The organism is Streptomyces sp. N35 (assembly GCF_016464295.1).
Classification (GTDB): Bacteria; Actinomycetota; Actinomycetes; order Streptomycetales; family Streptomycetaceae; genus Streptomyces.
On record NZ_JAEIMH010000063.1, the window covers coordinates 24,258 to 38,647 of the forward strand.

Consider the following 14,390-nt stretch of genomic DNA (forward strand, 5'->3'; position numbering starts at 1 on the left):
TGGCGCGGAGAGAAGCATCCGTGTCGCATGCCCGTGCGATGTTGCTTTCCCTCTCGCTCGTTGCAACGGACGAGAGGGAAAGTGCTGCGTTTGAATCCACTGATATCCCATTAAATCTCCCCAACTCCTTTGCGTATATTGCCAGTTGAGGAGAAAAGTGTGGTTGTCAGTGGAGTGAATGCAACGTAGCGTTTTAGGGGCAAGATATAGAGGGGTGCTGATCCTCTGACCCAGGTCACGGCAGCTCGACCCCGACCGTGTTCGAGCAGAGGGTTGGTCATGGTGAACTTGACCGTAGAAACGCTGGAGAGCGTCCACGGCCGTGGCGCCGTCGGCCTGCACGCGAGACTTGAGGCGCTCGTCGACCAGGAATGGGTCGTGCTCGATGCGCGCAAGACGGACGAGAACGGCCGGATCGACGACTGGGACGACCATGGCAAGAGCCAAGGGCTCTACCAGATCGTGTTCGACGTCGACCGGTACTTCTCCGGGCTCGGCATGACACCCACCTGTCCCGAGGTCACCGCCACGTTCCGCATCTCCGGCGAACCGGCGCGCTGCCGGGTGACCTTAAACTTCTCGCTCCACCATTACTTCGCCGCCTTCACCATCACTTGATGGGACCAGCCCCGCCGCCTCCCGCAGGCGGTCGAGGACGGGTCCCGCGACCTCCGGGGGCGTCGAGGAGATCAGCGCCTGCGCCTCCGCGCGGCACTGCTGGGCGGCCTCGGTGTCCGCGGCGGCGAGATGGGCCGCGTACAACCGGCAGAGCGCTTTTGCCTCTTCGTCCGGCATGTTCACCAGCCGGAACAGCGCCAGCGCCCGCCGCGATCTGACGACTGCCTCCTGGGCGTCCCCGGCGGCGAGCGAGAGCTCCCCGAGGCTCACCAGGGTGTGACCCATGATCAGCCGCTCATGGTTCTCCTCCGCGCGCGCGAGGGCCTCCTGCAGCACCTGCGCGGACTCCTTCACATCCCCGCGCAGCAGCAGCACCGAGCCCAAGCCGTGGAGCGCATACGCCTCACCGGTGTGATCGCCGATCAGGCGGACGATGCGGAGGACTTGCTCGAACGCGTCCAGCGCGGCCTCGAGATCACCGCGCGCCAGATGTGTCTTGCCCAACCGGTGCAGCACCTGGGCCTCGACACGCCGCCCGTTGCCCTGCCGGCTCAGCCGCAGCGCCTCGTCGAGCAGCCGGCCGGCCGCCGCCTCGTCACCCTTGGTCAGCTGGATCTGCGCGAGGTGGTGCAGGCAATAGGCCACGTCGACGGTCTCGCCGCGCTCGCGCAGGATCTTCAACGCGGCCTCGTAGTGCGCGGTGGCCTGATCGAGACGGCCATCGATCCGGGCCAAGAAGCCGAGCCCACGCGCGGTCTGGGCGATACCGAGGTGATTGTTCATCTCCTCCAGCAGCGCCGTGGCCCTGCGGAAAAGTTCATCTGCCTGGGCGAAGTGCTGCCGGGTCACGGCAAGCCAGCCCAACGACTGGAGCATGGCCGCCTCGCCGGTCCGGTCGCCCGCCTTCCGGCTCGCGGCGAGGGCTGTCTCGTGCGTGCTGCGCCAGTCGTCCAGGCGCACTTGCGTCTCCAGGAACAGCACCGAGGTCATGGCAAGCCCCCAGCAGTGCTCGGTGAATCCCATCATGCCGGCCCGCCGGACGTAGGCGGGCAGTGACGAGCGTTCCCTGGCGAACCACTGCAACGGCTCGGTGAGGATCCGGTTCACCAAGGGGTCGGGCAGCGGATACAGGAACACGTTATCGCTCTTGATCAGCGCGTCCCGGCCGTATTCGCGATCACGGGCCCGCGCCAGAAGGAAGAGGAAGCAGCCCAGTACCCGCAGGACAGCGGTCTCCCGGTCGTGGGTGCTTTCCTCGGCGACCAGCTGCTCCCGGGCGAGGAGCACGATGAGGCTGTGCAGTCGGTACTGCCGGTCACGCCCGGTGGTCGCGCCGGCGGCGTCCAGCAGTTGGGAGTCGGTCAGCTCGTTGATCAGGTCGCGCACCACGGCCTCGGGCTGGTCGAGCAGCGCCATCGCCGCCCACAGGGAGAACGGCCCTTCCTCCAGGAGCGCCAGACGCCGGAACAGACGTCGTCCCCCCTGGCTCAGGCCGTCGCACGCGAGACTGAGGACGGCCCGGATGCCGACGTCGGCGTATTTGATCTCGTCGAGTCTTCGGGTCTCGTCCTCGAACCGTTCCACCAGTTCGGCGATCTCCCAGTGCGGCCGGGCGGCCAGCCGGGCACCGGCGATGCGCAGCGCGAGCGGAAGATGTCCGCACAGCTCGGCGAGAGCGGTTGTGGCGTGCTGCTCCGCCGCGGCACGCTCCGCCCCTGCCATGCGGCTGAGGAGATGCGCGGACTCCTGTGGTGCGAACGTCGTGACGTCGACCCGCACCGCGCCGGCGAGGCTGCCGATGTGGCGACGGCTGGTCATGATCACTGCGGAGGTGGGTCTGCCGGGCAGCAGGGGTCTGATCTGGCTCTCTTCGGCGACGTTGTCGAGGATGATGAGAACCCGCCGCTGCGCGAGCAGCGCCCGGTACATCTCCGCCCGTTCGTCCAGGCCTTCGGGAATCGCCGTGCCCTGGACGCCGAGGGCGCGCAGGAACCGTTCCAGCACCTGGGCGGGCGATACGGGAGCGGACGTCGTGCCGTGCAGTTCGGCGTAGAGCCGGCCGTCGGGGAAGTCCGCGGCGACCTGGTGGCCCACGTGGATGGCGGTGGTCGTCTTGCCGATGCCCGGCTTGCCGACGAGGGTGACCAAGGGCACTGCCAGCGGAGACCTGTCGCCGGGCGCCACCACCAGTTCGCGGATGCGGGCGACGAGGCTCTCGCGCCCGGTGAAGTCGGCGAGGGCTGCGGGCAGCATCTCCGGAACGTCCGCCGCAGCCGTCGGCCCGCCGTCGCCGGCGGGAGGAAGCCGGCTGTCCGGGTGGTCGAGACGGGGGTCCGTGGTGAGAATCGAGTGCTCGAGTTCACGGAGCCGGATGTCGGGTTCCACGCCCAGTTCGTCGAGCAGGAGTCGTCGGGTGTCGCGGTAGACGCTGAGCGCCTCCGCCTGGCGCCCGGAGCGGTAGAGGGCCAGCATGAGCTGGCCGCGCAACCGCTCGCGCAGCGGGAACTCCTCGATGAGGTCGGAGAGTTCGCTCACCAGGACGCCGTGCTCACCCAGTGCGAGTCTGAGGCGGATGTGCTCCTCGGCGGCGGTGACGCGCTGCTCGGTGAGCCGGCTCGCCCCGGACTCGACCACCTCGCCCGGCAGGCCCTCCAGGGGGGCGCCGCGCCACAGTGCGAGCGCCTCACGGTAGGCGGACGCCGCCTGCTGATTCTGCCGCGCGTCCCGCAGTTCGCGCGCTGTGTCGACGAGCGTGTGGAAGCGCAGGGCGTCGAGGCCCGCCTCGTCGGTCTGCAGCAGGTATCCGCTGGGACGGGTGCGGATCACGTCATCGGCGCCGTGGGCCACGAACTGGCGCCGCAGACCCGACACACTGATCTGGAGCTGGGCGCGTGCCGTCGGCGGCGGATTCTCCTCGTACATGGCGCGGATGAGCCGGTCGGTGCTCACCACTTGGTTGGGGTCGAGCAGAAGCGCGGCGAGCACAGTCCGCTGGCGCGTGCCGCCGAGGTGCAGCGGCGTGGAACCGACGCTGGCCTCGAGGGGCCCGAGAATGCGGAACGCGACGCCCGATGAGCGGAACTCGCTGTCGCCCCCGGACATGGTCTGCTGCCCCACGTAGTTTCCCCCCCAAGGAACGTGCGCCGCTCGATGAACTCTAAAGATCCGCTGATGAGACAGTCAACGCGTCACACACCTGTATGTAACAGAGGGCGGCGCAAATTCCCGTACTCCGACGGCAAGAACTCCTGGTGCGAGACGCCCCAACTCGGAACGGGCGGCACGGTTCCGCTGTTCGGGAGTTCCGGGACCGGCAAACGGTCTTGACGAATCCTTAACGCCGGTCGCGTCGAGGTGCCATTCTCCGGGGGACGTGAGACCGATGCCCGGGGGCGGACGCCTTCATGAAATGCCGCGGAGACCCCGGAGGGATCTTCTTCCCGGTTTCTCCGTAAGGCGGCATACGGCGTGGAGTGGCCCAGAAAGAGGCGCCCGTATCAGGGTTCTCGCGCTTATGGATCGGCGATTTTCGGCTATCACGGATCAATTTTGGCCACCTGTCTGCGGTGTTCACTGACCGGTGGCCTGTTACATGCTGCGCCGCTCCCGCCCTGGAACCCGTTCCGACCTGGAGTTTTCCCGGACGGCAGGGCGTCGGTGAAGGCCTGGACCGTCCCGGAGCATGGCCCGATGCGGCCTCTATCGTTCCTCTATCGTCACGGGCGGTTGGTCGATCGTGACGCGATGGCGCGACTTGCCAGCCTTTAGGCATCCTCAAGCGCCGCCACCAGGGCGGACTTCGTGAAACGGGAGCCAGCGCACATGATGAAGAACTGGTTGCTTCGTGCCTCTTGCGCCTTTTTCCTCGCTGCCGTCGTGACAGGCACGACCTCGCAGTTGGCCACCACTGCCGACTCGGCGGCGCCGGCCGTGACGATCGCCGGACCGACCGATGGCGAGCAGCCCGTTGTCGTCGAGCCCGACCCGAACAACCCCTGGGGCTGACGGGTCTTACCAGGCCCACCGGGCCCAGCCGCGCGCCGTCTGGCCGCGCGCTCGACGAACACTCCACAAACGACGGGAAGACAGCGTGGACATCGACGTGCTCGGTGGACTGGCCGTACGGGAGCAGGGAGTTTCGGTCACCCCCACGGCCCCTAAACCGCGACAAGTACTTGCTCTGCTCGCGCTCAACGCCGACCAAGTCGTCCCGGTTGCCACCGTGATCGAAGAACTCTGGGGCACCGAGCCCCCGCGCAGTGCGCGTCCCACCCTGCAGACGTACATCCTGCAGTTGCGTGAACTGATCGAAACGGCACTGCGCCAGGGTGATGAGACGCGGCCGGGCAGCGCCAAGGACGTACTGATGACCGTGCCCGGTGGCTATCTGCTCAACACCGGCGAAGGACGCAGCGACGTGCGGGACTTCGAACGGATCGCAGGCGCCGGGTACCGGGCGATGGACGCGGAGGACTACCCGCAGGCGGCCAAGCGGCTGAGCGAGGCACTGGCCCTGTGGACCGGACAAGCCCTGGCTGACATCCAGGCAGGACCCCACCTCAAGCCGCAGGTCAAACGGTTGGAGGAGAGCCGGCTCTGCGCACTCGACCAGCGCATCGACGCCGACCTCCGGCTGGGTCGGCACCGCGAACTCCTCGCCGAACTGACCGTGCTCATCAGTCGTTACCCCACCCACGAGAGCTTGTACGGACAGTTCATGGTGGCCCTGCATCGTTCCGGCCGCCGCGGCGAGGCGCTCAACGCCTACCAGCAGCTCCGTACGACACTCGTGCGCGACCTGGGCCTCGAACCCTCGGCCGCACTCGTCAAGTTGCAGCGCTCCATCCTCGTCTCCGGCCCGCTCAGCGGCCCCGCCGCCTCGGGCGGGACCCGCCTCCACGGGGCGGGCGCCGGCCCCGGCCTGACCCCGACCGGCTGAGCACCACTCGTGCCTGCCCGAGAAACCGAAGTACCCGCCTGGGGAACCGAAGAACCCGCCTGAGAAACCGAAGAAGAACCCGCCTGAGGATCCGAAGAAGCGGTCTCCACCCGTGACACACGTCCTGGTGGGGCCGCTTCGCGAGGCGCAACGTGAACCGGGTTGCCTCCACCCGGACTCGAGTACCGCTCCAGGTGTGCCGTTCAGGCTCGGCGTATCTGCGCGGACTGGGAGGAGGCCCCGCTCATGTCGTCGCGGTCGGCACACTTCGTCGAGCACACGGTCTCAGTAGCCGCCCCCGCCTCGGCGGTCTTCGGTCTGTTGACCGACGCTCCGCGATGGCCCCTGTTCCTGCCCTCATACATGCACGTGGAACGCATGGAGTTCGACGGCGCCCAGGAAGACCTGTGGGTGTGGGAACTCGCCGCCGGCCGGATCCGCTCCACAAGGGTCAGGCGAGTGCTGCGGCCCGAGGACCGGTCTGTCGACTACGAGGAGTTCGCGGCAGGCGGGACCTCCTGGCCAGGTGCGGTGGCGTCCGGAACCTGGAGCGTCGTACCCGAGGACGCCGCGCGCTCGAGCCTGACGCTGCGCTGTGAGTCCGCGACCCAGACACCCGGCGAACTCGACACTGATGTGTTGCTGCGCCTCGACGGGCTCCGGCGTATCGCCGAACAGTGGGACGCCTTCGACGAAATCTTGCTGTCCTTCCAGGACACCACCCGCATCGACGGTCCCCCCGAACTCGTCTACGACTTTCTCTACCGCGTCCAGGATTGGGCCGATCTCCTGCCGCACATCGATGCCGCGGAGGTCTGCGAGGAACAGCCTGGTGTTCAGATCGCCGTACTGGAAACCTGTGCCGCGCACACCGGGCTGTCGGTCACCGCGCAGACCGTACGGCTCTGCTTTCCGGCCGCCGGGCGCATCGTCTACAAGGAGACGCTGCCCCCGGACCTCGTCGCAGCCCACACCGGTGAGTGGTCCATCGAACCCGGGGTGTCCGGAGTGAATCTGATCTCCACGCATCAGGTACTGCTGCGGCCGCAGGCGGTGGCGGATGTCCTGGGCCCGGACGCCCGCCTGGTCGATGCCCGCCACTATGTGCGGGAGTGGTTCGGCCGCGACGGCAGGGCAGCGCTCAGCCTTGCGAAGTGGCGTGCGGAGAGTCAGTTGAGCCGCCTGCGATGACGGTGAAGACAGGCAGGACAACGTACGCGACCGAGGGGGCGATGTGCATGGCACGGGTCACCCCACGGGCCGAGGAGAAGGGCCGATGGTGAAGCACACGCCGGCCGGAGCGCTTGCCGACGGGCCCGGACACTCGGCCGGCGCGCGCGGCTACGCCGCCGTTCCCGTTCCTGTGGACGTGGCGCAGCGTGCGCTACGCCTGGAGGCCTTGCTCGGAAACCCCGAAGACCCCGCGAATCCCTACGGCACAGCCGCGCTCGCGGCCGCCGCGGGCATGAGGGGCACCGCGCCTCGCACAGCAGCCCCTGAGGGCATCACGGACAAGTCGGCCGCCTGGCCGGACGCGGCACAATTCGTGCGCGGACTACGGCCGTTGCTCCGCCGCGATCTGGGCCTCGCCGACGCGTGGGTGCTGCATCCGCTGCGTCACGAACCGGCTCATGCGCTCGCCCGTCTGCTGGGATCCGCGGCGCTGCTCGCGGCGACCGGCGGTGTGCTGCACACCACCGCCGCGATCGTGGACGGCCGGGCCCGGCATGACCCGGCGGCGCGGCAGTGGCTACCCGTTCTCGCAGCCGTTTTTGCGGACCTGCTTGCCTGTGAGGCGCTGACCACGGTCGCGCTGCGCGGGCTCGCTCCCGCGGATGACGCCGGGGCGCTGCCCGTAGCCGCGACCGGCTACCTCGTACCGCATCTGGTCAGTGACTTGGTGGCGGATCTCGAACTGGTCCTCCAGGAGAGCGAGTTCGGACCCGACAGCACCGAACGCCGGGTACTCGCCGCGTTGGAGGGACACCGGAGCACGGCAGGTGTCGATGGGCGGGCCGCTCTTGTGGCGCAACAACAGCTGGTTCGTGCGCCGTCCCTGCGAGCACAACCGGCCGCGTTGCCCGAACTGTTCCGCCTGGCGGGGCCGGCACCTGGCGCCGGTGCGACACGGTGCACCGAGGCACTCCTGGCCGTACTGCCCGACACGGCCCCTCACTGCTTCGGGACTGACGACGGCGATGGGATGGCGACCCACCTCACCCAGGTGGGGCGCAGGCTTGCGACCGAGCAGCGCCATGTGCACCGCGCGCTCCGGGCCGAAGCCACCGCCGACCCGGACGGTGCGCCGGCGCGTGCCCTTGCCGACCGGCTTGCCCTGGTGCTGCAGGCCAGTGCGGTCCTCGGAGTGGCCCGTGCCGCCGCGCAATCGGGCGAGGGCTTCCTCGGCCGGCCCGAATGGGCGCTGCTCGCGTTGCGCCGCATCGGCCGGCGGCTCGGTCTGCCGCTGCCTGTCAGCACAGATTCTCCCGCCCACGCGAGCCTTGCCGTCTGGACCGAACTGGCGGAGCGCGTACAACAGCGCGTCGACTGCGACCTGTACGCAACGCGGCTGCTGTGGTGAGCACGTAGGGCCGCACACCGAGAAGGCAACCACGAGTGAACGCCCAGGGGCGGTCCTGAGAGGAAAGGTCGGGGAGTTGACCGTGCACCGGACCGTGACAGAACCCCTTCATGTGGCCGGGCCCCAGCATCCGTGGGACCAGGTGGCCGAGCGCGCCCAGACCACCGGCCGCGTCGTGGTGCACACCTCATGGGGCGAATGGCTCACAGCCGCGCTCCTCGATCCAGAACTGCGCACCCTGCTCGGGCGGGACTGGCCGCGCTACCGGGAGGTACCCACCCCGCCCAGCCGATTCGTCTTCGCGGTCTCGCGGCTGGTCGTCAAGCACACCGCCGCGGCCGTCCTCGAGGTCGCCCCCGGGGATCTCGACATCGCCTACCAGCCCAGTGGGCGGCCCACGTTGCGCGGTTTCGGCGAGGAACTGCAGCTGAGCCTCGCCCACACCGAGGAACTCATCGTCGCCGCGGTCAGCCGCAACGGACCGGTGGGAGTCGACGCCGAGCTGAGCACGCGAGAGATGTCGTACGACCTGCTGCGCCCCCAGGTCTGCACCGAGCGGGAGGCCAACGTGCTCGACGCGCTGCCGGACGGCGAGCGCATGGCACGCCTCTTGCGCCTGTGGACTCTCAAGGAGGCCTACACCAAGGCCCTCGGGCAGGGCATGCGACGCCGGTTCAGCGCCGTGGGCTTCCACTGGGACGCCGACGGACACCCGGTGCTGGACGAGGATCCCGACCTCGTCGACGACTGGTCGTTCGCCACCCACGTCGTACACGGCCGGTATCTGGTGAGCCAGGCGCACCGCCGCACCCCGTTGGAGACCCGACCGCCGGCCGCGTCGCCGGTGCCCCCGGCACCGGACGCTGTCGCAGCAGGGCGCGGACGAGAAGAGCCACTTCGCCAGGTTGTCGCATTCCCTGGGCGATCAGGCAGTTGAACCGCGCGCCCGGACGCGAGCGGCGCCGGGTGTGTCCGAGGGGTGGGCCGTGGCCCGGGCGGTGCACTCCAGCGGGACGAAAGCGTCCGTCGAGCGTGGTGGCGGAACGTGTCCAGGAGGCTTGAGGAGGAACCATGCCCGACACGAGTGAGGCGGAGCTCGGCGTACGCGTCGAACGAGGCCAGGCGAATGCCGATGAACTAGCCGCACTCACCGTCGCGTTGCTTGCTGTGCGCGCACGGGGTGAGTCCACGATCCGTCGCACATCGGGGGCACGCGCCCCGCGCTGGTGGCGTCCCTCGGGCGCATGAGACGGCGAGCAGTCCCAGCGCACGATCCCATAACCCAGGAGGCAGCAGCCATGACCGGCGTACCGCTGACCGATGGCCTTGCCGGCGTGATCCAGGCGCTTGCCGCCGTGCTGCGCACAGCGCCCGACCGGATCGATCCACAACAGAGCTTCCGGACGCTGGGCCTGGACTCCATCCATACCGCTGAACTGATGGCTGCGCTCAACGCCCGCTTCGGTATCGCAGTGGCGGCCGACGCCCTTTACGACCACCCGACCCCGGCCGCCCTCGCACGCCACGTCCAGGCTCAGAGCCGACCCGCGCCGCAAGCAGCAGACCAGTCCCCGGCTCAGGTGCGCGAGGAGCTGCGCGATCGGCTCGCGGGCATTGTGGGCTGCGACGCGGAACGGATCGACCCCGAGGCCCCGTTCCACGCATTCGGTCTGGACTCCATCCGCGCGGCCGAGTTCATGGCCGCGATCAACGCCACCTACGGCTTGGCCGAACGGCCCGTCACGCTGTACGACCACCCTGATCTGGCCACCATGGCGGCCCACATCACCGCAGTCGCCTACGGAGCGGGGACCCAAACGGCTCCGGTCCGCGCCGAGGACGCCCTCGCCAGCCCTGAGATGAACCAGGACGAGGTGGGCGCGCTCTTGGACGCGGTGCGCGCCGACATGCTCACCGTCGACGAAGCCGCGGCCCTGCTGGCATTCCGGCCCGCCTGACCCGAGGACACGCATGGACACCAGGGAGATCCTGACCCAGTTCAAGGGCGGCACGATGGCCAGGGATCAGGCCGTGGCCCTGCTGACCGGAACACCGCTCGACGTTCCGACCCCTCAGCCGGTGGCCGCCGACTCCACCGGGTCCACGGCGGTTTCCACTCCGGTGGGGCGGAACCTGCACGAGCGGTCCGCGGCACCTGAGGCGATCGACAACTCGGGCGTCGACCGATACGCCGTCACAGCCCTGCACGCGTGCGCTCCGAGTGCCGACGGCCTCGACATGTTCGATGCGGAGTTCTTCGGCCTTGACGGGGAGGACGCCGCACGACTCGGCGCGCAGCAGCGCCTGTTGCTGGAGACGGTCTGGCAGATGATGGAGAAGGCCGGACACCTCGGCGCCCGGCTCGATGGCCTCACCACCGCGCACGGGTCACCTCGCGCCGTGAGCCTTCACCTCGCCGGCGCGGTCGGCGGCGGCGCGCTGGCCGGGAGGCTCTCCGCACTGCTCGACCTGCGCGGGCCGAGCCACAGCGTGGACAGCGGCGCGACCTCCTTCCTGAGCGCCCTGCACCTTGCCCTGCGCACGCTGCGGGCCGGCGACTGCGCCGCGGCCGTGATCGCAGAGGTCGACACCGACGGCGGCGGGGGCAGCATCCTCGTCAAGCCGATCACGGCAGCACTGACCACCGGTGACCCCGTGCTCGCGGTCATACGCGCCAGCGCCGCCGGACACACCGGGCGCGAGCGGCCGGCACACGCCGACGCCCGCCTCGCCTCGCAGGCGCGGGCAGCCGCGGACCTGGAGACCACCGATATCGTCGTGGAAGAAAGCGAAGCGGGTGACGCCCAAGCCGCCCTCGGCTTCTCGGCGTTCGCGCGCACCGTCCGACAGCTGACCCCCGGCGCGCCACCGCCCGGACCCGACGGCCACGGCGTCGCCCCGCCACACCGGCGTGACCCGCAGGGCAGCGAACCCGCGAGGATCGCCGCCCTTCGGGCACGTGATGCGAGCGGGACCAGCGGCTACGTGATCCTGGAAGAACATCTGCCAACGGGCCCCGAAACATACGCCACCGAACCGGACGCCGAAGACCGCGACGAGCTGTTCCTGCTCTCGGCGCCTACCCCGCGGCATCTGGCGGAGACCGCCCGGCTGTTCGCAGGTCGGTTGACCGACCGGGCCGACGCGCCCCCGGCGCTGGCCGCCCTCGCCCATGCCCTGCGCATCGGCCGCGCCGCCATGGCCTGCCGCCTAGCTGTGACCGTACGCCACCGCGGCGAACTCGCACGCCTGCTGGACCGTTTCGCCGAGGGCGCCGAGGATCCCGCCGTGCGTCACGCCGATCTTCGCGAGCAGTCGGGCCGGCCCCCTCTCGTCGAGGAGCTCGAGGAGACCGGTGCCTATCTGGCAGCCCTGTGGCGAGGACATCACCTGGAGGCGCTCACCCGGCTGTGGCTGGAAGGCGTCGACGTGAGCCGCGGTGAACAGCCCACAGGGCAAAAGCTGTTGGTGCTGCCCGGTACCGCCATGCTGCGCCGGCCGCTGAGCTGCGGCGCATGAACGTGACCACAGCGCCGCGGGCGCACCGCACCGAGGCCGCCTCGCCGCCGGAGCCGGTGAAGGTGTGGCTCTGCTCCAATGACGAGCTGCCGCCGGAGCTTGCGGGCGTACTGGCCGAGCACTGGCTCGACGAGGAGGAACAGCAGACCGCGGACCGCTTCCTCTTCGAACGGGACCGGCGCCAGTACCTCGTCGCCCACAACCTCGTTCGCCGTGCGCTCGCTCTGGAGGCCGGGCTCGTCGAGGCGGAACTGGGCATCTGGCGTTCCCCACGCGGACGCCCCTTCCTGCGGCCCATGCCCGGCGGACTGCCCCGGGGCGGCGGTCACCTGGACTTCAACCTGTCGCACGCGAGCGGTTACAACCTGCTCGGCATCGTCCGCAGGCACCGCATCGGTGTGGACGTGGAAGTTCTCGACCGTGACGCCCAGGCCATCGAAACGATCACCTCCACCTTCGCCCCCGAGGAGCAGGAGTGGATCGCGCGCGCCGGGCAGGGCCCAGCCCGCGACCGGCGAGCGCTGAGGCTGTGGACGCTCAAGGAGGCCTACTCCAAGGCGCGTGGCCTCGGCCTCGGGCTGCCCTTCGACGAGTTCGCCTTCACCTTGGCCGACGAGCGCGGCGTCCTGGCGTTCCGTCCACCGGCTCAGGACCCGTTCCCGCGGTGGCACTTCCTCGAACTGGAACCGACGCCCGACGTGCTGGTCGCGATCGCCCTGCCCGTGGACGAGGCCGCCGCGTCCCGCCCGCCTGAGCTGCAACTCCACCTCGGTTTCCCCTGGGCGCGGGCGGTTCCGCACCCGGTCAAGCTGCCGGACCCGGTGGGCCTGCTCCAACGGTGACGCGCGCCTCAGCCCAGCGGCCTTCCTGATTTCCCGGGGCCGCCTGCAGCCGTGCGGCCCCTGACCTTTGCCCGTTCACGGTGGGTGGCCTCGCCTGAGGGACGCGGACCGCACGTCCTCCCTGTCCGGCGGGCCGCCCGACCCTGCGGCCACGTCCGACCGCCTCCCAGGGCGAGGGCGCCCGTGCCGCGAACAGCTCATACCCTCACGGCCAGTCGAGGTCATCGTCCCCGGGCGAAGCCCACCGCGCTTCCATGGCCTTCTCGCCGTTGTCCCAGGGCGTGGCAAAGGGAATCGGTCCGTTCATGGGCGACTCTGATTCTCGGGAGAGAGGGGGCAATTGACACACCTCGTCACTCATTATTGGAGAACCCGACCTAATGAGGAGATCCTGCCCGTCCTCGCTGGACGAACACTCGAAGAATTCGTGAGGACCGCATGAGAAACACACGAGAGCGAGCAAAGGCGCAGGCCAGCGTCCTGGCAAATGTTTGCCTGGCAGTTGCCGCCCTGTCTAACCTCGATGTGACCCCGCCGGTCTCCTTCCCGCCGGCAGCCAGAGCATTCCGCTTCTGTTCCTGCTCCAGGAACACGAGGGAACCCGGCGAAAGGCCTCCATGCTTCGACAACCCGCGTTCGGTCAGCGCCTGAAGAAGATGCGTGCCGCCCAAGGGCTCTCCCAGACCGCGCTGGCCGGAGACGGCATGTCGACGGGTTATCTCTCCCGCCTGGAGTCGGGGGCACGCCAGCCGACCGATCGGGCGGTTGCCTATCTCGCTGAGCGACTCGGGGTCCTGCCGGCGGACTTCGAGGAACCCGCCGGCGGTTCGTTGGCCAATGCGCTCACCCTCGCCGCCTCGACGGGCGCCGACGACGCGCTTGTCACCCTGCGGGACGCTCTGGCCGCGGAGGGGCACGAGTCACCGGTGCTGCGCTGGCAGGCCCAGTGGCTTCTGTCCGAACACTGCCGCCGGCAGGTCGACTTCGAGGCCGAGCGGGTCCACCTTGAAGAGCTGCTCCGGCTCGGGGACCAGGTGGGCCTCGTACCGCTGAGGGTTCGGGGCCTGAGCCGGCTCTCGCGTTGTGTGCGCGCCCTGGGTGATATTCCCTACTCCCTGGAACTCGCGATGACGGCCCATCAGCTCTCGAGGGAGCACGCTCTGGGCGTCGACGACCAGGCCGGGGTGTTGCTCGCGCTGCTGTCGGCACAAAGCGAAGCGGGGCGGCTGACGGAGGCACAGGCGAACGCCGACGAGCTCATCACGCTGGTCGAGGGCCGCACGGACTCACTCTGGGCGGAATCCTTGTGGGGCGCGGCCGCCATCCGTGCGCGACAGGGCGATGACGCGGGCGCGGCACGTCTGCTGCAACAGGCACTCGACGGGTTCTCCAGCAAGGAGGACCTGGTGCTCTGGCTGCGCCTGCGGATCGCCGCCGGCCGCTCGTTCGTCGTGCAGACACCGCCCGACGCTCAGGCCGTGCAGGCATGCATCACCGGTGCCGAGCAGGCCTTGGCCTTCGTCGGCACCGACGGTCTGCGCCAGCAGCTCAACTCGCTCAAGGTCGAGTACGCGTTCCTCACCAGCCGGTACGACGATGCCGGCGCCCTCCTCGACGAACTCGCCCAGGAGCAGCTGCGGATGAGCCATCGCGACCAGGTCCGGCTCGACATCTTCCGCAACCAGCTTCGGATCCGCAGCGGGGACCCGAGCGGAGTGGACGGATTGCGTGCCCTTGCCGAGCAGGCGCACGCCGACGCGAATCTCGACCTTGCCGCGCATATCTGGCGTCTGCTGGCCAAGGCACTCACGGAGATGCAGCAGGATGCCGCGGACGCGGTGCAGGCCGCAGCGGCGCACGGCAGCTCCTGAACCGGCCCGCGACGATCCGC

General features: G+C 69.5%; 12 protein-coding genes. 11 read left to right on the forward strand and 1 reads right to left on the reverse strand.

Features of this window, described 5'->3' with window-relative positions:
• The first annotated feature begins 279 nt into the window (after positions 1–279).
• Positions 280–618 (forward strand): hydroxyisourate hydrolase, encoded by a 339-nt coding sequence (locus tag JAO81_RS29255; RefSeq protein WP_199550964.1) that lies wholly within the window; start codon positions 280–282, stop codon positions 616–618.
• Here the strand turns inward: JAO81_RS29255 and JAO81_RS29260 are convergent.
• Positions 571–3,735, reverse strand: a complete 3,165-nt coding sequence (locus tag JAO81_RS29260) for a BTAD domain-containing putative transcriptional regulator (protein WP_199550965.1) — start codon at positions 3,733–3,735, stop codon at positions 571–573. The two genes, JAO81_RS29255 and JAO81_RS29260, sit on opposite strands and share 48 nt — an antisense overlap.
• 759 nt (positions 3,736–4,494) lie before the next feature.
• On the opposite strand from JAO81_RS29260, the gene JAO81_RS43475 reads away from it, so the two are divergent.
• From JAO81_RS43475 to JAO81_RS29300, 10 genes are all read left to right on the forward strand, one after another.
• Positions 4,495–4,623 (forward strand): hypothetical protein, encoded by a 129-nt coding sequence (locus JAO81_RS43475; protein WP_267913074.1) that lies wholly within the window; start codon positions 4,495–4,497, stop codon positions 4,621–4,623.
• Between the two features lie 85 nt (positions 4,624–4,708).
• The gene (locus JAO81_RS29265) at positions 4,709–5,557 is read left to right on the forward strand and encodes an AfsR/SARP family transcriptional regulator (protein WP_199550966.1); all 849 of its coding nucleotides are present in this window, start codon (positions 4,709–4,711) and stop codon (positions 5,555–5,557) included.
• 246 nt (positions 5,558–5,803) lie between these two features.
• Complete coding sequence (locus tag JAO81_RS29270) at positions 5,804–6,748, forward strand: SRPBCC family protein (protein WP_199550967.1); 945 nt, start codon at positions 5,804–5,806, stop codon at positions 6,746–6,748.
• Between the two features lie 85 nt (positions 6,749–6,833).
• Positions 6,834–8,138, forward strand: coding sequence for a hypothetical protein (locus JAO81_RS42865; RefSeq protein WP_233416081.1), 1,305 nt, complete (start codon positions 6,834–6,836; stop codon positions 8,136–8,138).
• A 94-nt stretch (positions 8,139–8,232) separates the two neighbouring features.
• Positions 8,233–9,075: a 4'-phosphopantetheinyl transferase superfamily protein gene (locus JAO81_RS43760; RefSeq protein ID WP_307813825.1), complete on the forward strand. Its 843-nt coding sequence runs from the start codon at positions 8,233–8,235 to the stop codon at positions 9,073–9,075.
• Between the two features lie 134 nt (positions 9,076–9,209).
• Positions 9,210–9,386, forward strand: a complete 177-nt coding sequence (locus JAO81_RS29280; protein WP_199550968.1) for an acyl-CoA carboxylase epsilon subunit — start codon at positions 9,210–9,212, stop codon at positions 9,384–9,386.
• A gap of 50 nt (positions 9,387–9,436) precedes the next feature.
• Positions 9,437–10,096 carry a phosphopantetheine-binding protein gene (locus JAO81_RS29285; RefSeq protein WP_199550969.1) on the forward strand — a complete coding sequence of 220 codons (660 nt, stop codon included), beginning with the start codon at positions 9,437–9,439 and terminating at the stop codon, positions 10,094–10,096.
• A 13-nt stretch (positions 10,097–10,109) separates the two neighbouring features.
• A complete protein-coding gene (locus JAO81_RS29290; RefSeq protein ID WP_199550970.1) occupies positions 10,110–11,657 on the forward strand; it encodes a beta-ketoacyl synthase N-terminal-like domain-containing protein in 1,548 nt (515 codons plus the stop codon).
• Positions 11,654–12,499, forward strand: coding sequence for a 4'-phosphopantetheinyl transferase superfamily protein (locus JAO81_RS29295; RefSeq protein ID WP_199550971.1), 846 nt, complete (start codon positions 11,654–11,656; stop codon positions 12,497–12,499). The genes JAO81_RS29290 and JAO81_RS29295 overlap by 4 nt, the downstream gene beginning before the upstream one ends.
• Before the next feature lie 617 nt (positions 12,500–13,116).
• Positions 13,117–14,370: a helix-turn-helix domain-containing protein gene (locus tag JAO81_RS29300; protein WP_199550972.1), complete on the forward strand. Its 1,254-nt coding sequence runs from the start codon at positions 13,117–13,119 to the stop codon at positions 14,368–14,370.
• Positions 14,371–14,390 lie beyond the last annotated feature (20 nt).